Source organism: Methanoculleus sp. UBA374 (assembly GCA_002508705.1).
Taxonomy (GTDB): domain Archaea; phylum Halobacteriota; class Methanomicrobia; order Methanomicrobiales; family Methanoculleaceae; genus Methanoculleus; species Methanoculleus palmolei.
The window spans coordinates 64,831-83,432 of the sequence record DAYL01000033.1 but is presented as its reverse complement, the minus strand read 5'-3'; the positions used below and the strand labels follow the sequence as shown (position 1 = coordinate 83,432).

Annotated in this window: 15 protein-coding genes; 5 read left to right on the top strand and 10 right to left on the bottom strand. The window is 59.7% G+C overall.

The window, feature by feature from the left end; all coding sequences use genetic code 11:
- Positions 1-114: 114 nt before the first annotated feature.
- From BRA42_RS12005 to xerA, 9 genes are all read right to left on the bottom strand, one after another.
- A complete protein-coding gene (locus BRA42_RS12005; protein WP_292405741.1) occupies positions 115-525 on the bottom strand; it encodes a threonyl-tRNA synthetase editing domain-containing protein in 411 nt (136 codons plus the stop codon).
- On the bottom strand, positions 464-1,363 hold the full coding sequence (locus BRA42_RS12000) for a phosphate ABC transporter ATP-binding protein (RefSeq protein WP_292405738.1): 900 nt from the start codon (positions 1,361-1,363) through the stop codon (positions 464-466). The genes BRA42_RS12005 and BRA42_RS12000 overlap by 62 nt, the downstream gene beginning before the upstream one ends.
- Positions 1,364-1,367: 4 nt before the next feature.
- On the bottom strand, positions 1,368-2,219 hold the full coding sequence (gene pstA, locus BRA42_RS11995; RefSeq protein ID WP_292405735.1) for a phosphate ABC transporter permease PstA: 852 nt from the start codon (positions 2,217-2,219) through the stop codon (positions 1,368-1,370).
- Entirely contained in the window at positions 2,212-3,135 is a 924-nt protein-coding gene (gene pstC / locus BRA42_RS11990) for a phosphate ABC transporter permease subunit PstC (RefSeq protein WP_292405732.1), read from the bottom strand. The genes pstA and pstC overlap by 8 nt, the downstream gene beginning before the upstream one ends.
- A 5-nt stretch (positions 3,136-3,140) precedes the next feature.
- Positions 3,141-4,148: a PstS family phosphate ABC transporter substrate-binding protein gene (locus BRA42_RS11985; protein WP_342770596.1), complete on the bottom strand. Its 1,008-nt coding sequence runs from the start codon at positions 4,146-4,148 to the stop codon at positions 3,141-3,143.
- Positions 4,149-4,578: 430 nt separating this feature from the next.
- Positions 4,579-5,931 (bottom strand): mannose-1-phosphate guanylyltransferase/mannose-6-phosphate isomerase, encoded by a 1,353-nt coding sequence (locus tag BRA42_RS11980; RefSeq protein WP_292405727.1) that lies wholly within the window; start codon positions 5,929-5,931, stop codon positions 4,579-4,581.
- A 287-nt stretch (positions 5,932-6,218) separates the two neighbouring features.
- Positions 6,219-6,671 (bottom strand): tetratricopeptide repeat protein, encoded by a 453-nt coding sequence (locus BRA42_RS11975; RefSeq protein ID WP_292405723.1) that lies wholly within the window; start codon positions 6,669-6,671, stop codon positions 6,219-6,221.
- A gap of 131 nt (positions 6,672-6,802) precedes the next feature.
- On the bottom strand, positions 6,803-7,738 hold the full coding sequence (locus BRA42_RS11970; RefSeq protein ID WP_292405720.1) for an SDR family oxidoreductase: 936 nt from the start codon (positions 7,736-7,738) through the stop codon (positions 6,803-6,805).
- 667 nt (positions 7,739-8,405) lie between these two features.
- The gene (xerA, locus tag BRA42_RS11965; RefSeq protein WP_292405717.1) at positions 8,406-9,329 is read right to left on the bottom strand and encodes a site-specific tyrosine recombinase/integron integrase; all 924 of its coding nucleotides are present in this window, start codon (positions 9,327-9,329) and stop codon (positions 8,406-8,408) included.
- A gap of 1,342 nt (positions 9,330-10,671) precedes the next feature.
- Between xerA and BRA42_RS11960 the strand changes: the two genes are divergently transcribed.
- The 5 genes from BRA42_RS11960 to BRA42_RS11940 all read left to right on the top strand — a co-directional run bounded on the left by BRA42_RS11960 (position 10,672) and on the right by BRA42_RS11940 (position 17,385).
- Positions 10,672-11,232, top strand: a complete 561-nt coding sequence (locus tag BRA42_RS11960) for a DUF5806 family protein (RefSeq protein ID WP_292405715.1) — start codon at positions 10,672-10,674, stop codon at positions 11,230-11,232.
- Positions 11,229-11,930, top strand: a complete 702-nt coding sequence (gene mobB / locus BRA42_RS11955) for a molybdopterin-guanine dinucleotide biosynthesis protein B (protein WP_292405712.1) — start codon at positions 11,229-11,231, stop codon at positions 11,928-11,930. The genes BRA42_RS11960 and mobB overlap by 4 nt, the downstream gene beginning before the upstream one ends.
- Before the next feature lie 20 nt (positions 11,931-11,950).
- A complete protein-coding gene (gene glmM, locus BRA42_RS11950) occupies positions 11,951-13,309 on the top strand; it encodes a phosphoglucosamine mutase (protein ID WP_292405777.1) in 1,359 nt (452 codons plus the stop codon).
- 210 nt (positions 13,310-13,519) lie between these two features.
- Complete coding sequence (locus BRA42_RS11945; protein ID WP_342770595.1) at positions 13,520-17,086, top strand: hypothetical protein; 3,567 nt, start codon at positions 13,520-13,522, stop codon at positions 17,084-17,086.
- Positions 17,083-17,385 (top strand): acylphosphatase, encoded by a 303-nt coding sequence (locus BRA42_RS11940; RefSeq protein WP_292405706.1) that lies wholly within the window; start codon positions 17,083-17,085, stop codon positions 17,383-17,385. Before BRA42_RS11945 ends, BRA42_RS11940 begins: the two co-directional genes overlap by 4 nt.
- Here BRA42_RS11940 and cas1 read toward each other — a convergent pair.
- Positions 17,351-18,286, bottom strand: a complete 936-nt coding sequence (cas1, locus tag BRA42_RS11935) for a CRISPR-associated endonuclease Cas1 (RefSeq protein WP_292405703.1) — start codon at positions 18,284-18,286, stop codon at positions 17,351-17,353. The genes BRA42_RS11940 and cas1 overlap by 35 nt on opposite strands.
- Between the last annotated feature and the right edge of the window lie 316 nt (positions 18,287-18,602).

Below are 18,602 nucleotides of genomic sequence, written 5' to 3'. Positions count from 1 at the left end.
CGGCTCCTCTCTGGGTATCGCCACGCGGGGGAGGGATCGGGAGGGGGATGCCCCCTCCCGGCTGAGGTGTTTCGGGATCATCTCGAGATTTGGGAACATACCAGAACCGGATCTTCAGACGGATTTCCACACCTTCGCAAGCGAATCGCCGAGCACGTGGATCCTGAACTCGTTGAGACACCCGAAAGGCGTTGCCGTCACCGTATACCCTTTTGCAGCGAGCCGGTCCCGGAGCCGAACGAAGAGATCGCGGGAGAATTCAACGTCCGCCTTGCTCTCCGAGAGGTGCGCAAAGGAGTGCAGGACGATCGCGGTTCGGCCGGTCTTTCTGGCAAGCCATGCGATATTGTCGGCGGCCTTCCGCACCACCGTCTCCAACCGTCCCTCATCCTCCTGCTCCACGTTGACAAAGATCACGAGCGCATCCTTCACCACCTCCTCCCCGTTCTCCACTTCCGCCGACTCAATCGCCTTCCGATAGACCCGGTACCAGAATTCTTCCGTGTTGAACATCAGGATCTTCATCACGTCCACCGAAATCCTCCGGATTTGAGCCGGAACGCTCCCCCGCCTCCGGGGGGAGGTCGTTAAGAAAAACGCCTTTGATATACGCCTTTGTCCTCTCGTCCTTAGGGTTTTCAAAGACTTCAGCCGCCGGGCCGCTCTCGATGAGTTCCCCGAGGTAGATGTATGCCACGTAATCGGCAAGGCGCATCGCCTGGTGGATGTTGTGCGTAACGATGACGATAGTGTACTTCTCCTTCAAGAGTTTCAGCTGCTCCTCGAAGTGCTGCGAAGACACCGGGTCAAGGGCCGAGGTCGGCTCGTCGCAGAGCAGGATCTCGGGATCGACCGCGATCCCCCGGGCGAGGCAGAGGCGCTGCTGCTGGCCGATGGAGAGGTTGATTGCCGGTGTTTTGAGCCGGTCCTTCACCTCCTCCCACAGGCCCGCAACCTCGAGATAATGCCGGACGATCTTTTCAAGTTCGGCTCGGTCTTTCTGGCCGTAGATCCTCGGCCCGTAGGCCACATTATCGAAGATCGAGAGCGGAAGAGGCGTCGGTTTCTGTGCGATGAGCCCTATCTTCCTGCGGATCTCAAGAACGTCCGCGTCTTTACCGAGCACGTCGACACCGTCGACGATGATCTGCCCGGAGTAGGACGCCCCTTCGACGAGGTCGATCAACCGGTTGAAGCACTTCAGGAGCGTGCTTTTACCGCATCCGCTCGGCCCGATGATTGCGGTGATCCGGTTCCGGGGGATCTCGAGATTGATGGAATCGAGGACCCGGGACGGCCCGTAAAACCCGCTCACATCTTTTATCCGTATCGGGTTGACTGCTGCAGTTGCATCGTGTGTCATGATATCACCTCAGAATGTTTTTCCTGAATCGTTTCGCGAGTGCACGGGAGGCAAGGCTGAGGAGGAGGACGATCACGAGCAGGATCAGTGCCGCCGTGTACGCCCGGGCCTGCACCTCCGGGTACGGCATACCGAGCTGGAAGAAGACCGCGAGCGGCAGCGACGCGACCGGCTCGAAGAGCGAGCCCGGCAGGCTGTCGGTATACCCGGCGGTGAAGAGGACCGAAGCAGCGTCCCCGATCCCCCTCCCGAAGGCGAGGAGGACCGCAGTTATGATCCCCGGGGCGACCTGATGGACCACGACCCTCGTTGTTGTCTCCCAGCGGGTCGCCCCGAGAACGGCGGAAGCCTCCTTGATCTCCCGGGGCACCATCCGGATCACCTCCTCCATCGCACGGATCATGATCGGGATCTGGAGAAGGGTGAGGACGATGATCCCGCCGAGCAGAGACGCCCGTATGCCGAGGTAGAGCATCACGATGAACCCGAACGCCCCGTAGACGATGGACGGGGTTCCCCAGAGGACGTCGAGCGCGAGCCGGAGGCGCCCGGCATATCGGGTCCTCCCGAGATACTCGTCCTGCAGCGCAAACGCTGCGGGAACGCTTATGACGAGGGCGATAAGCGTACTGCCGAAGGCGAGATAGAGCGATCCCACGATCGCGTTCAGGATCCCGCCGCCCCCGGTCGACGTGTAGTACCCTCCCCGGGGAGTCTCCGTGAGCATCTCGATCGAGAGCGAAGGAAGCCCTTTCCAGACGACGACGCCGATAATAGCGATCAGGCTGCCGACGACGATCGTGAGGGCCGCGATCATCAGCCCCTTCATAGCCCGCTCCTCGGTAACCCTATCCATGCGCCATCCCCCTCTCGATCCTGACGAGGATCAGGCGGGCGAGCACGGTGAAGGCCAGCACCACGAGCATCAGGAGGAGCGCCGCAAACAGGAGCGCCGAGTCGTAGAGCGGGATAGACATCATCTCGCCGTAGTTGTTCGCAATGAGGGCGGGGAGCGGGTATGCAGGATCGAAGACCGAGGAGGGGATCGTCGCTACGTTCCCGACGACCATCAGGACGGCCATCGTCTCGCCGAACGCCCGGGCAAACCCGAGGATGATTGCCGCGCCCATCCCCGGGAACGCCATGCGCAGCCCGACATGCTTGATGGTCTGCCACCTCGTCGCCCCCAGCCCGAGCGATGCCTCCCGGATCTCGGCCGGGACCGCCCGGAGGACCTGTTCCGAAATGGAGATGATGATCGGGAAGACCATGGTGGCAAGGACGATGCCGCCCGCGAGCACGGAGAAGCCGGTGTTGTAATCGGTCGTGCCGAAGAACGGTATCCCGAGCGGCCCGAGGGTCGCCGCGAGGGAAGCAACCGCGGGCACAACGACGAGGACGCCGACGACGCCGAAAATGACCGGCGGTATGCCTGCAAGCAGGTCGATGAGCGGGAGGACCTTTGCCCGCACCCGCTCGGTTGCGTACTCCGCGAGGTAGATCGCAGAGAGGATAGAGAGCGGAACTGCGACCGCCATCGCAATCGCCGTCACGAGCAGAGTGCCGACGATGGGGACGAGAAGCCCGAAGTGCCCCTCGTCCGGCATCCACGTGCTGCCGAGAAAGATATCGGTGACCGGGACGGTCAGGAGGAACGGTGCGGAACGCACGGAGAGAGCCCCGGCTACGACGATAAGCAAGGAGGCGGAGCCGATTGCGGCTACCGCCATGACGTTGCCGGTGATGCGGTCGATCACCTTCCGCGCGGGCATCCTGCTTATCCTACCTTCTCAAGCGATTCTGCGATTGCGTCGGCCGGGAGTTCGACATACCCGTTGGCATCGACGAACTTCTGGCCGTCCGTGAGGGACCACCTGATGAAGTCGGCGGTTACTCCGGTGGGTTTGCCGTTCGTCACAAAGTACTCGACCCGGGCCGGCGGGTGCGGGAAGGTCTGGGCCTTGATCGCGTCCACCGCTTTTTGTTTCGTGCTCAGGTCGAGAACGGTGCCGTCATCGAGCACGAAGGGAGGAACGATGACCCCCGCGACCGGCAGACCGGTCTTTGTATCGTAGGCGTAGTTGATGTTGTTGAACCCGACGCCGAGCGGGTCCTTCTGCACTTCCGCAAGGAGGCCCGGGTCACTGGCGACGCCGATACCCTTCAGGTTCGCCTGCCCCTTGCCGCCGGCGTAAAGCGCCCAGACATCGGCGGCCCCTGAAGAGTCGCTGCGGGTGAAGAGATGGATCTTATCCGCGATCTCTGGCTTTCCAGCGACTTCGCCCCAGGTGGTGACGGTCTGGTCGATGTAGATCCCCTGCCAGGTGCTCTGGTTGATGCCCTTCTTCAGGATCTCCTGTGCGGCCGGATTCTTTGCATTGATGACCGGAACAACGGCGTCCTTGGTTACGGGAATGGGATAGGCGCCTTTCTCGAGCTCGACGTCGGCGATAGCGCGCGAGACCATGCCGATATCGACGAGGTTGCCGAGGGTATCGGACATTCCTTTCCCGGCGCCTCCGGCCGAGATCTCGATCTTCACGTTCGGGTGAGTGCTCTTGTACTCATCCGCCCATACTACGGCAAGCGGGTAGAGCGCGAAGGCGCCGGAGATGGTTATCGTGCCGCTCACCTGATTTGTGGGGGTAGCGGTAGCATCGCCGCCGGCCGGCGGAACGGGTACGGGGGCCTCCCCTCCGGAAGAGGCGAGGCCGATAGCGATGACTACGACGGCGATGGCGATCACCGCGGCGATTCCATAAACGCTGTTCTTGTTGAATGCCATGATATCTCACGAATCCTTTGTGATAAACGCGGGAATCCGGCCAAGCAAGTTGATCGGCCAACCAGACTGATAGTGCGGCTTGGGGCGGACTGCTCAGGATCAGTGGATGCGGAGAATATAAATCCCAGAGCCCTTCGGCAATCATTGCCGCTTTCGGATTCCGACCTTTTAACGACCGTATCTCCAGCAAGAAGAAATAGTATGCAGAACGTTTGAGGCCGCAGACAATTGTTACGGATTGAAACGAGTAACGGCCCGATTAACAAGACCGGTTTACCCTTGCGGCAGTTCACATCCGGTCTCCGGCTGACCGGCCCGACCGCATCCCTTTTCCGACAATGATATGGCTTAAAAATATGGGTGAGGAGGGATCAATCCGTCAGCGATCTCTCGCCCCCGGGATCATATCGGAGCGGGCGGGGCCCGACGCTCACGCCCGATCGAAATCGTCCTCGAACCGGACGATGTCGTCCTCACCGGTATACTCCCCGATCTGCACCTCGATCAGTTCGAGGGGCAGGAGGCCGGGGTTCGCGAGCCGGTGGACCGTTCCCGCCGGGACGAAGGTGGACTCGCCGTTCCGGAGGAGAGAGGTCACATCCCCAATCGTCACCTCGGCGCACCCGGTGACGACCACCCAGTGCTCGGAGCGGTGGTGGTGCATCTGAAGGGAGAGGCGGCGCTTCGGGGGGACGGTGACCCGCTTGATCTTATACGACCGCCCCTCCTCAAGGTTCGTGTAGGACCCCCAGGGCCGGTAGACCTGCGTGTGGAAGAGAGCCCGCGTGTCCCCTTTCTCGCGGAGGGCTTTTGCGATCTCGCCCACCCGTTGCGCCTCGTCCCGGGCGGAGACCAGGATCGCATCTTTCGTCTCGACGATGGCGAGGTCGTGGACCCCTACGGTGGCGACCAGCCGGTCGGCGATGATCAGGTTCCGGGAGGAGTCGATCCCGATATGCTCGCCCCTGACGGCGTTTGCGTCCCCGTTCTTTGGCAGGGCGACGTAGAGGGCGTCGAAATTTCCGAGATCGCTCCAGTCGGCTTCAAGCGGCACGACCGCCGCCCGCCGGGTCTTCTCCATGATTCCGTAGTCGATGGAGAGAGGAGGGGTTGCTGCGTATGCCTCTCCGAGAGGCTGTTCAAACGCCCGGGCCACCTCCGGTGCGCATGTTTCGCATTCGGAGAGAAAGAGACCGGCATCGAAGCAGAACATGCCGGAATTCCAGAGGTAACCGTCGGCGACATACTTCTCGGCGGTCGCGAGGTCGGGTTTCTCCACGAAGGCATCCACGAGTGAACCGCCCGGAAGGGTCTCGCCCGGACGGATGTAGCCGTAACCGGTGTGGGGCAGGGTCGGCCGCACCCCGAAGACCACCAGATAGTCCTTCGAGAGCCGCTCTGCCCCGAGGAATGCCTCATGAAACGAACCGGTTGCGTTGATCAGGTGGTCCGAGGGTAACACCGCGACGGTATCGGACCCGTCCTCCCGGAGGAACTCACGGACGCCGTAGTAGATCGCCGGCAGGGTGTTTTTGCCCACGGGTTCCGTAAGAACCCGGCAGTCGCACCCGATGGCGGCGAGCTGGTCGCGAACCAGAAACTTGTGGTCCGTGTTGGTGACGATGGCGATCTCCTGTGGAGAAGAGAGGAGGAGCGCCCTCTTCACCGTCTTCTGGAAGAGAGACTCGTCGTCGACCAGGGGGATGAACTGTTTCGGGTAGTGTTCCCTTGAGAGCGGGAAGAGACGGGTGCCGCTCCCGCCTGCAAGAATGAGCGTCTTCATGGAATTGACTCCGTGCCGGAAGGGCACTCTAGTTTGTATACTCTATTGCAACGGAGATAAAAACGTAAGGGTTTTTCGAGAGGAGGGATATCAACCGATCCGGCGACGACCGTGGTTGCATCGGAAGGTATGGCGTTCCAGCCGGCTTTCCGGAGCCATTGGAGAAGCCTGTATTCCTATCGCATCGGATAGTATATCCACCCCTTCACAAGCCCGGGGCGTGGAGCGCGGCCCAGGCCCACTCATCCAAGGATTAGCAAGCCATGGGTCGTGAAGAACGTCTCCGTTCAAGCCCGGGTCATCGTTGAATTCCCGGGATAGAGCGCACGGGCCTGGGGGTCGAGGTCTTCTGCAACCGCAAGGACCTGTTCGGCCTCCCGGTACTTCCCGAGCCTGCCAAGCACCATGCCGTAGGTAACCCAGGCGAAGATGCATGACCGGTTGATCGCAAGCGCTCGCCTGCATGCAAGCACCGCTTCCTGAAGACGATCGAGCCGGGTAAGGACCACCGCCCTGTTGTTCCAGGCATAGATGTCATCATTGTCGCAGAGGAGCGCCGCACTGAACGCGGCCAGCGCCTCCTCGTAGCGTCCCTGCCGTTCGAGAGCGACGCCCCTGTTGTTCAGGGTCGCCGGGTCCGCCGGGTCGCGCAGGTCCTTTTCGCTGACACTGCTGTACGCCCGTGACGCATCGCTATTATCACTCCTCCGGGGTTTCTCTGGTGTAACCAATCGGGGCATACATTGGCACCTCACACCCCATACTGCAAGAGCTGATATATAAGTTACTGCAGCAATCGTCTCCGGGACCGGGGAGGAGCGGGATGGGGCCGACAGGGTGACCGGGCAGCCAGCTGGACCCGGAAAGCGACCTATGGGCTGCCGTTATGAAACCACGCCACAGTCCGGCGAAGCCCCTCATCAAGCGTGTAGCGGGGAGAAAAGCCAAAGGCTTCCCCGGCCCGGGAGATATCGGCGAGTGAGTCACGTACATCCCCCGGCCGCGGGGGTTCGTATAGCGGCTGAAGGTGTATGCCGGTGATCGCCGATAAATTCCCGGCAAGTTCGTTGAGGCTGATCCTGCTTCCCCCGGCGATGTTGAAGACGCCGGAGGCACTGTTCTCCATCGCAAGAATGTTCGCCCGGACAACATCCGCGACGGCGATAAAATCCCGTGTCTGCTCCCCGTCGCCGTAGATGATCGGCGGCTTCCCGTCGATCAGCCGGGAGATGAACTTCGGGATCACCGCTGCATACTCCGAGTCAGGGTCCTGCCGGGGGCCGAAGACGTTGAAGTAGCGGAGGAAGACCGTCCGGATACCGTAGAGATCGGAGAAGACCTTCCCATAGTACTCGCCCGCGAGTTTTGAGACCGCATACGGGGAGAGTGGTGTCGGCGCCATCGTCTCGCGCTTGGGGAAGACCGGGTCATTACCATAGATTGCCGAGGTGGAAGCTGCCACGACCGCCGAAACGCCGCACTCCTTTGCGGCCCAGAGGACGTTCACGGTCCCGGCCACGTTCACCTCGTTCGTCTCCCGGGGGTTTGCCACGGAACGGGGAACAGAAGCAACGGCAGCCTGGTGGAAGATGCCGTTCGCCCCGCGACAGACATCGACGAGCAGGTCGAGGTCGGTGACGCTCCCCTCGATGAAGGTCACCCGGGATTGACCGATGAGGTCCTTGATATTCTCACGCCGCCCGGTGGAGAGGTCGTCGACGATCACGACCTCATGACCGTCGCTTGCCAGTTGCTCCGCAAGGTTGGACCCGATAAAGCCCGCCCCGCCTGTGACAACATACCGCATAGGATAACAATAGACGTTTCAGTGATTTGAGCGTTGCCGAAGTCAACCACCCCCTTCCTATCGGAGGGGGCTTGCAACGGGAGCCCCTTGCGGGGCACAGGGTTGCACTTTACTCCGTGCGAAGGTTGACGGTTCAAAAGACGTCCTTATTCACACCGGCCGGTTGACGCGGCCACTACCTATTATCCGTGAAACCACGGAATCGCACCTAGCGGTGCTCACGCTCCCTTCGGTCGACGAATCCCTGGCTACTTTTCGCAAATGGTTCAGAGCACCGTTGATGTCGGCATTGATCAGGGTTCCCCGGGCACTATGATACAACCCTCTCTGGCCGGTAGTGCGATGGTTCCGCCAGGAACGGATAACTCGAGCACCGAAGGTGTGTAGTGCGATGTTCGGTGTCCGGGTGTTGCCAGCCCCCGCGTTAAGGTGTCGCGCGAGACCCCCAACCCTTCGATGTTGGACACTGGTGGTTTGACCCGGAGGATATGGACCAATTATAAGGGGTCACCCTGCCATCTCCGAGACCTTTCTTCGGAGCGAGTCTTCAAGCCCTGTGCTTCGCCTGGCGTTTTTGCGAAAGCCCTGCCGGACACGAGAAGGAAGGCGGGGCCAACTGGCCCCTTTGCTGGCAGGCATATAGCATCATATGGTTTACTGGCACCAGTTACTCCCCCGACTTCTTCTCATTCGCAAGCGGGAAATACTGCCGGTAGACGTTTCTCCGCTCGTCGAGGTCGGTATGCAGGTAGATCTCGGTCGTCTTGATGGAAGAGTGCCCCAGGTTCTCCTGCACGACACGGAGGTTCTTTGACCGCCGATAGAGTTCGCTTGCGTAAGAGTGCCGGATTTTATGCGGCGTAATTCCGGCCGGGGCGTATTGCTTGAAAAGGTGCTGGACGGTCCGCGGGGAGAGGTGGTTGCCCTGCTGACCTAGAAAGAGCGGCCCCTCGATCTTGTTGCCGATGAACCCGTTAACCTCGTCGAGAGTCTCTTCATCGACGAAGACGGTCCGGATCTTATCGCCTTTCCCCTTCACCCGTATTGTCTGCTCCTCAAAATCGATGTCCTCGATATTTATCGCACACAACTCCGAGACACGGACGCCGGTGGCGTAGATGAGGCGGACGATCAGCCGGTCGCGCTCGCCCTCAATCGAGTTGATCAGGCGGATCACCTGGCTGTGCTTGAGGTATTTCAGTTCCTGATTCTTGATCCGGGGCCGTTCCACCCCGAGCATCGGGTTCGCAACCACAACCCCCTGGGCGTAGAGATACCGATAGAACGACGAGAGCGTCGATATCATCCGATGGAAGGTCTTCGGCTTATAATCCCGCCCCTCCGAGAGACACGAGAAGAAATCGGTGACAAGGGCCGCAGAGACATTGACGTCCGCATCCAGCAGGGCGGCCTCAAGTGCGGCATCGTCGAGCAGAGCCCCGCCCGGACCGGAATGCTGCCGGAGCCAGACGTACCGGGCGAAGCGTTGGAGGGTCTGCCCGTATTTCTTGATCGTCCGGGGCGAATAATTCCGCATCCGGAGGTAACCACCGAAGCGATCAATCCATTCAGAAAATAACGTATTTTCCATTGTATATTGAATGGAATAAAGGAGCATATCAAAATTGCGGTAAATCACTATTCCCCGCAATAAATTGCATCAGGGGAAAACGCCTGCCGGGCCGGATCAGAACCGCCCGGTGCGATTGCACGGGCCCACACCGAACGACACGCTGCGGGGACGAACCCGGAGACCCACACATCCAGAGCAATCTCCAGAAAAACGCCCGGGCCAGAGGAGACGAAACCATTTTCCCGGACCTGAAAAAAAGTATTTTTAGGAGGTAATGATGTTCGGAGTGATGTTCGGAGGTATGGAAACGGGGTTGCCGCCCGCGGTCGGGAAGCAGACCCTGTTGAATACATTCCCTCTGGAGTATATGAACCCCCCACCGCGCGGGGAGAAAGTGAACGGCCCCGGAGCACAGCCATCGCCATGAGACCTGCAGACGGCGCCAGTATATAAAGAACCACCGTAGATTCGCTGAAACCCCCGATCGCCTATTCGATCGATGTCTCCCATTATGAAACCGGCGATCCGGGCCTATAGGCCCGATACAACGGCCCCCATCCAGACAACCGTTTTGCCGTAGACCGCCACGGAAGAGACCCCCTGACAGAATAGAAGAAGCGTCTTTCAAAATAAGGGACCGCATTTCAGGAGGAACGCCTGATCCAGAGGCCCCGGTTTAATCACATGGCCTGCTATCCTCGCCGTTTCGGAAGCGCGAGAATAGACGGACCCCCTTATGCCCCGCCCCCGGGAGCGTCGCAGCCAGCCAGCCCCTGCAACACATAGCATCTTGGCCGATCAGCGAGATTGTCCCAAATTGCTGAAGAGTACCCCCATCGCCCCCGGTGGCACCACTCCGTCTCGAAGGCCGAAGGTCTTCTCGAGTTCCGATTCCGATGGACCGCACTCTCCAGCCGGTCGCTTTCTCGAAGAATTGCAGTTTTTTCAAACCCCTGCGGCGGCGGGCAAAAGCCGTATCCGCTGTGCTCCGGATGGCAGAAGCCCCGTCAGTTCCAATTATGGTGACAAAGGTCGCAGATCCCGGGACGATCCCAACAGGGCAACCCGGGGACCGGGAACCGGCCAGGCGGATACCCCCGGACAACGCCCCGAACGGGACAGGACCGGCCCAGGAGAACCCAATTCTCCGTCACACCCCAAGGATCAAAAAGGCAGATATAAACCATATGATGCTATACGTAATAGGGGATGGAGTAACCGCAGAAAGATCTGGACCGAGGAGCCAGACCCGCCACAGCCGAAAGCGCACTCAACAGGAGGACCGCAACGGACGTGTCGGTCGGGCCCTCCTCCCGACCACCACCATTGAAATATCTAAACAGACAAGAGGGTATGAAAAATGGAAGATCCTGCCGACCTGAAAGACCCGAACAAGTACCGAAAATTCAAGAAAGTGGATGGCGCCACCTACCAGCGGGTCAACCAGTTTCTGCGCAAACACACCCACATCACCGCCCGTGAATGGGCAATCGCACGTCTCTGCGCAGACTTCAAGACCACCAGCGGATCGGAGATGACGTTCATCGGCGAGAACCTCCCCGAGCTCTGCCCATTCATGCTCGACTCCTACACCCCGCAGGCAGTCAACCAGGCAAGGAGTTCGTTCAAGAAGAAAGTGAAGAAGGCGGGAGCCACATTCTTCTACGGGGCCATGTGCGGTTTTTTTACCGCAGAAGAACTCGACGAGATCCTCTTTGAAGCAAGCGAAGTCGCCCGGTTTCTCCTCGAGGTAGAGGGAACAAGCCTGAACCTCGACGACGAGATCGATATTGAGGACCGCATCACCGAGGTGATGCGGGGCGTTGCCGAGGCCGCGTCGGTGGTATTAAAATCCCGACCCGGCCAGGAAGGCGGAGAGGAGGAACACCCGATAGACCCGGGGGAGGATGAAAACCCGTGAAGGTCATTCAGATCGTCGGCCGCTCGAACGCCGGGAAGACCACATTTATGAAGGACCTGATCCGGGCGCTCTCCGCATACGGAACCGTCGGAGCGGTCAAACACCTCGGGCACCACCACGGGTTTCAACTTGAACCCGGAAAGGACACCACCGCCTACTATGAATCGGATGCTGCTATATCCAGCGGCGTCGACGACGAGAAGTCGGTTTTTATCAGGCGTGAAAACGACCTCGACTCCACCCTGCAGGTCCTCTGCAACGCCGGGATCGAATATGCCGTACTTGAGGGATTCAAAGCCCGGCCGTTTCCGCGGATCGTGATAGGCGACCTCCAGAGCGAGAACGTCGTGCTCCGGAACCCTTCGGTCGACGAGGTGATCGCCGCACTTCCCGGGTTCGAGGACTATTACACCACCGAAGGATTGGTTCGGGAACTACGGCGCGAGTGCGGCACCCTGAACGGCGGCGTTGTCCTCACGTTCAGCGGACCGGTAAAATACCCGGAATTCCCGACAACGAGCGTTCGGAAAGACCTGGAAGCGGTCCCGGGGATCATCGGCGCACGGTTGCACCATCAGAAAAGCGGACTCCATGCCGGAGAAGATAGAATCTATATTGCTATACTTGCAGAACAGAACAGGGAGGCGTTGGCCGCCGCCGGCGACGCCATCGATCGACTGAAACGAAAACTGCCATAACACGGGAGAAAGCGATGAAGATGCGAAACGGAAAGCGGATGTTTGGAACGAACGGCGTGCGGGGCGTGGTCGGGGAGGAGATGACGCCGGCCCTGGTCCTCAAGATCGGCGCCGCACTCGGATCGATGAGAAAAGGAACGATAGCAGTCGGCAGGGACACGAGGACGTCCGGTGAAGCCCTGGCCCACGCTCTCAAGGCCGGGCTCCTGATGACCGGGTGCGACGTGGTGGACATGGGCATCCTCCCCACACCAGCCCTGCAGTATCTCATAAAGAGCAACCGGTTCGACGGCGGCGCGATGATCACCGCGTCCCACAACCCCCCGGAGTACAACGGCGTAAAGATCATCGAGGCCGACGGCACCGAGATGCCCGACGACGAGACCCTCCGGCTCGAAGACAGGTACTTCACCGGAGCATTCGATGCGGCTCCCTGGGACGGCGTCGGCACGGAGACCGCCGCACCCGAGCGGATCGAGGAATATATTCGGGCAATCGTGGGGCACTTTCCAGCGCATATCGGCGAAGGCCTGACCGTCGTCGTCGACCCCGGTTCCGGCCCGGCGGCGCTCACCACCCCGGTCATCCTCTCACGACTGGGCTGCCGGGTCCATACCATCAACGCCCGACTCGACGGTACCTTCCCGGGCCGGATGCCCGAGCCGACACCCGAAGGGCTGCAACCCCTCTCGGAGATGGTCGTCGCCACGGGTGCCGACTTCGGGGTGGCGCACGACGGCGATGCCGACCGGGCGGTCTTCGTTGATAACAAAGGACGCTATATAGAAGAGAACTATGAGTTCGGACTGGTCGAGGACTACGTCTGCGGCAGGAACGGCAACGGGATCGTCGTCACCACGGTCGCCACATCCCGGCTGATCCGGGATATTGCGGAAAAGCACGGATGCACCGTCGATTACACGCCCGTAGGAAGCATCTACGTCGCAAGAAGGATGATCGAGTTGATAGGCGAGGGAAAGAAAGTCTCTTTTGGAGGCGAAGGAAACGGCGGCCTGATCTATCCCGACCACCAGTTCTGCCGGGACGGGGGCATGACCGCCGCCATGATGGTAGCGGTTCTCGCAGATCATAACGGCAGGAAACTCTCGGATATCCTTGACGGGCTCCCGATCTACCATCTGATCAAGGAGAAACACCACGTCCGGGACCCGGCCGCGCTGGTCCGTGCCGTCGAGGAAGCGTTCCCGGGAGAGACCATTGAGAAGATCGACGGGATCAAGATTGTCAGGAACGATGTCTGGGCCCTGGTGCGGGCTTCGGGCACGGAACCAATGATCAGGATCATGATCGAGTCAAAGAACCCGGCCGTCGCAGAGGCCGTGCATGAGGAGATCCTGCAGGTGGTCAGACAGGCATGACCCCCGGCCGTCTTTTCCGCCGGAGGGATCAACCACCCATTAATCATTCCGTTCCCGGCGCTTCAAAGAACCCTGACTCTCCCACATATCCCCGACATTTTTGAGAAACTCCCTCATTTCCTCAAATGACATTCCTGTGAAAGGGGGGCAATCTATATATCTGATAATAGATATGCATGATGCAGAACCCATTGAAGAGCGCTGATCAAAATGAATGGTAAACCACAGATAAAACAGAAGATCAACTCCGCAATCTCTTCAGGCGATCTGCGTGAGCTTGAAAAGGTAGTTTCAGACATATCGGAGACGCAGACCCGGAAGGAGAAGAAATCACTCTACGAGCAGATGAACGCCGCTCTGATAAAGACGGCGTTCGAGGAGAACCTTCCGGGGCTCTTAAGCCAGATCATCGAACCGACAAAAGAAGAGGTGGCCGCCCTCGCCCAACGCGCCGCCGGGATCTACAGCCAGAATAAGGACGAAGCATGGTTCAGCGCAATTTTTACCCTGGTCGATAAACTCGACCGTAAGAGTCACCAGTCCGAGATCCTCGCCGAAATCTCCCGTGACCTTATCCAGACGGGGGTCGATACCGGGGACATCCATTTCATCGATAAAGGCGGAGAAGCCTGCGACAAGATCAGCATCCGTAAATACCGCTCGGCAATCCTCTCCGAGACCATTCCGCTCTTCATCGAATATGGACAGAAGTATCGAAACGTCAACATCATGCAGCATGCTCTCCAGATGCTCTCTGAGATCGGCGACATATCAAGACAATCGCAGCTCCATGCCGACGTTGCACGGGCGATCGCCGGTGCCGGCATCGAGTCGGGCGATATCACCCTGGTGGTTTCCGGACTTATGAGTGCAACCGAGATCAACCAGAAGATCCGACGCACCAATTCGATCGCCGATATCGTTGACGCCGCCTGGAAATCATCGCTGAAGAAAGAGATCTCCGACGTTGAGCAGATCATGGACTCCCTCCCGGGTATCCCGGAAGAACGGCTCACCGAGATCCTCGCGATCCTGACCGAGCAACTCCTCGATCGCCAGCGGGACAAAAAGCAGGTCTACGCAAAACTGCTCAAGATCGAAGACGAAAAACCATGGGCCGGGCGGACCCTCGTCCTCGAACTCCTGAAGAAAGCAGAACGAAGCGGGGACCGCTGGTTCCTTGAAAAGGCGTTCGAGTTCAACGCCCGGGACATAACAGGGACTCAGCTCCCCATCGAGGAGATCGTCCTCTCCGGCATTTCAGTCGTTGAGAGAAGCGGCAACTCAACCATTCTTCTCGATATTGCACCCCTGATCGCCGAATCCTGCGATGCCGCGAAGGCAGCCCAGCTCTACCGGCAGATCACCGACGCACTCACACGGATGGGCGATTTCTACCACGCGATCGAGGTTATGAAAAAAGCCAGCGCCAGCACACAGAGGATCAACGCCCAATTTTTCGATACCAGTGTCCGCCTGATCAAAGAGGGGCTTCGGCGCGACGAGATCGAACTCGTCCACAAGAATATCCTCGCCACACTGGATACCGATATTGTCGACTCGCTGGTACAGCAGGCGGTGACCGACTTCTGCAAGGAGTACGACTTCGATGAGGTCGTCAGGCACATACCGGCAATCAAGGAACTTGTCAGTTCGCACCGTGCACAGGACCCACTGCTCGTTGAGTGCAGCACCATCCTGATCGAGCGGGGCTTCGTCCGTCAGAACGACCCGGCGGCCCTTGTAGACCTGGTAAACCAGATCCAGGACCAGAACCTGCGAGAACAGGCAATCTCGACCATCGCCGTCGAGATGGCACGGATCGGTGTCGTCCGAAAAGACCGGGATCTCCTCCGGAGTGCGACCGGACTCACCTGCGAGATCATGGATCAGCAGGTACGGGCCGAAGCGATGGGCGGCATCGTAGACCAGGCAGCCGTGCTCGCCGTCGAGGACGGCGACCTCGACCTTCTTCACGGGATGCGGATCCTCTCCACATCTCTGCTGGAGCGGGACTACTGCCTCTTTGCAATGGGGAAGGTCATCCACGGCCTGATCATGTTCGGGATCGAACACCTCTCGCTCCAGGCGCTGGATGAAGCGACTCAGATCCATTCCCAGATCCCCGACCCGTCCCTGCAGCGGCAACTGGTCGATCCCCTCATCGAAGGTTACGTCCGCGTCGGGAGCCTGCAGGCGGCGGACCAGATCTCCCAGGGGAAGGCACAGGTCTTCGACAACATGATGGAGCCCTTCGAGATAGCGCTCGACCTCCTCAAGACCAGCACCCTGCGTGAGGAGATCTCGATCAGGATAGCAAGTTACGTCGATATCATGCTCGAGTACACGCAGATCTACACGAGCCCGATCTTTGCCGTCCCCATGACTCTCTTCTCCCTGGAGATCGAAGGGGAGTACGAGCGGACCGCCATGATCCAGCGGATTCTCACCTTCTTTACCAACGAAACAAAGGATTTCGACTCGGCCGGTCCCTACGAGGTGATGGCGTATCTGCTCGAAGGGATCGAGGGGGGGACGACGGCACCGCCGGTGCTCGAATTGATGTACCGCCTCTTCGAGCACACCAGCGACGTCTATGCGCGTTATTCCGGAATGTACCGGATCGTCAGCGCCTACTCGGTCATCGGCGACGGAGAGAAAGCCGAAAAGATCATTAGAAGGCTTCACGAGACCATCGGCACCATCTCCGAGCCTTCCGTCCGCGCGATTATGCTCTCCGACCTCGCGGGGCTCATGGCCGGGATCGATCACGATGCAGCCAGGAGTTACCTTACCGAGGCACAGGAGATGCTCGAGTTCGTCGGGGAAGACCAGGAGGCATTCGTCAGGAAGAACCTGATCTACGCCGCAAGAAGCCTCAACGCTGTAAACCGGCAGGAGACGGACATCGACTGGGCAATCGGGCAGGTCGGCGGGATTGAAGATCCGGTCGAGTACGTGGACGCCCTCGCTGCGGTCTTCGACATGGTCAATGAACCTGCACAGAGAAAGGAGATCCTTTCGGCCATGTGCCATACCGTGGTGAGCATTCCCATACCCTATATCCGGCTCTCGATGCTCTTTGACGTGGCACAGTTCGCCGAGACTTACGGCGATGAGGAGGAGATCGATGAACTGCTCGACGGCATGGAGAAGACTGCCGGGCACATTCAGATTCCGTTCATCACCGCTATGACGCAGCAGCGTATGGCCCAGATGCTCTTCTCGTTCTACCGGAAGAGCGGGAAAGCGGCCGCTCAACAGCGGGCCGTCGAGATCGTCTCCGCGATCGACGACGACAGGATCCGCTACAGCCTGATGGTCCAGCTCGAACAGGCTATGCCCCAGTCCTGGAGGAACTCCGTCTACGGCAGAATCCTCGACTGCCGCAACAAGATCCGGAGCGGCGAGTGCACGACAAAGGATATGGTCGCGCTCGATCGGGCAATACGGACGGCATCCGATCGGGCAAAACGGGCGGTCTACTACACCGAGTTCTACCTTATCGCGAGGAACGCAGAACAGCAGGCACTTGCGGATCGAATGCTTCTCTGCGCCCTCGATGAGGCCCGGATAATAAGACCGCTCTCGCGGCGGGCCTTTGTGCTCGGCGATATGGCGTGCCGGATCTACGCAGAACACTATGAAGACCGGTCAAGGGAGATTATCGACATGGCCGTGGGCGAAGCCCTCAATATCCGCGACTCGACGATCCGGGACGAGGTCTACGACGAACTGGATATGTCCATGCGGCTTGTCCAGGAGCACTGGCTGTGAAGACGATCGAGATCCGGATCTCAGGACGGGTCCAGGGCGTCGGGTTCCGCGCATGCATCAGAAGGATCGCGACCAACCTCGGTGTCGGCGGCGAAGCGATGAATCTCTCCGACGGGAGGGTGCTCATCACTGCAACCGGCGAACCCGTCATCCTCGACAAGTTCATCTCCATGCTTTACGGATGCCCCAGGGCCGTCATCAGGGACCTCTCCCAGCAGGAGGTTCCTCCTGTCGCCTACGCCGAATTCACAATCCAGCGGGGCGCTACCAGTACAGCACGTGAAATTCAGCGTTCGTAAGAAGGGCATCCCGCAGGATGCGGACCTGCGTATCGATGCGGGACTGGTCGATCGATTTGCGAAGCGCCGCGACCAGCCGGGCCGAGAAATTCCCGTCAAGGTAGCATCGCTTTTCACCGCATTCGTAGTCCCCGGCCGAGATCTCATCCCGGGCAAACAGGAGGACGGTGCGGTCTACCATCGCCGCTTTCTGCGGTTCGATGAGATCGTGGACGAGGCTCCCGGCTCCTTCGTGAAGCGTGCCAAGGTCGGGGTCGAGGTGGGCGCCGATCAGAGAGACGCAGCAGTTGCCGTAAAGCATCGCGTATCCAAGCGAGAACATGGCGTTGACGGGGTCAAGGTAAGGGCGGCTCGTCCTGCGCCGGAACCCAAGTTCCGGCGGGATCGTGCGGGAGAGGATCTCGTAGTACATATCGGCGACCAGGCGGGAGAGCCGCCGGAGTTCCTCCATGGTGACCGAGACCGCAACCTCCTCCCGGGCCTGGTGAAGGAAGTCGAGTTCTCCGGCATAGAAGATATCCTGCCCTGAACGATTGTAAAGCTCCTCAAGGAAGAAGAGCCGCGACTGAACGCCGGCTGTTGCAAACGGCTGTGCGAACCGGTGCGGAGAGGCCCGCTCCTGGGCGCGGCGCACCGCCTCATCCGGCCGATAACCGTAAGGGGAGAGGCACCCGACGGGGGTGCCGTCAATATCAAAGAAGGTGATGACGGCGCCGGCTTTGAGGAGGTTCGTCACCGCCGATGTGTGCAGCGTATGGCCGCCGACGACCAAAAGATGCTTCACTGCCTGGAGCGGGTAGCGCCGGGTGGCGTTTCCCTGCACGATGACCAGTTCCTGCGCCGTCGCCTTGATGTGCCCCCCGTAGCCGAAGACCGGGATCCAGGGTTCCTTCGCCGTCATCAAATCACTCTGGAAATGAATATGGGCGGTTTTGATGATGAATGCATCGAACCGCACGGGAGGGGGGACACCCGTCTTCGGCGGTCGCCGACCGACTATGCCATCGTCCTTTTCGTAAATGCATCCCGTCCGGATGAAGTGCGAATGGTTGTGGGCGAGCGCATTCCGGACAAAAAATCAAAGGCTGCTACGGTGTGCCGTGCCACGAACTGACAAACCTTTTCCGCATCCACCACCCATATAACTTGAGTATGCCCGGCGGCGCGGTCTCTGCAGGCCCGCCAAACGGCCCGCCGGAATACCAACCGGATAACGG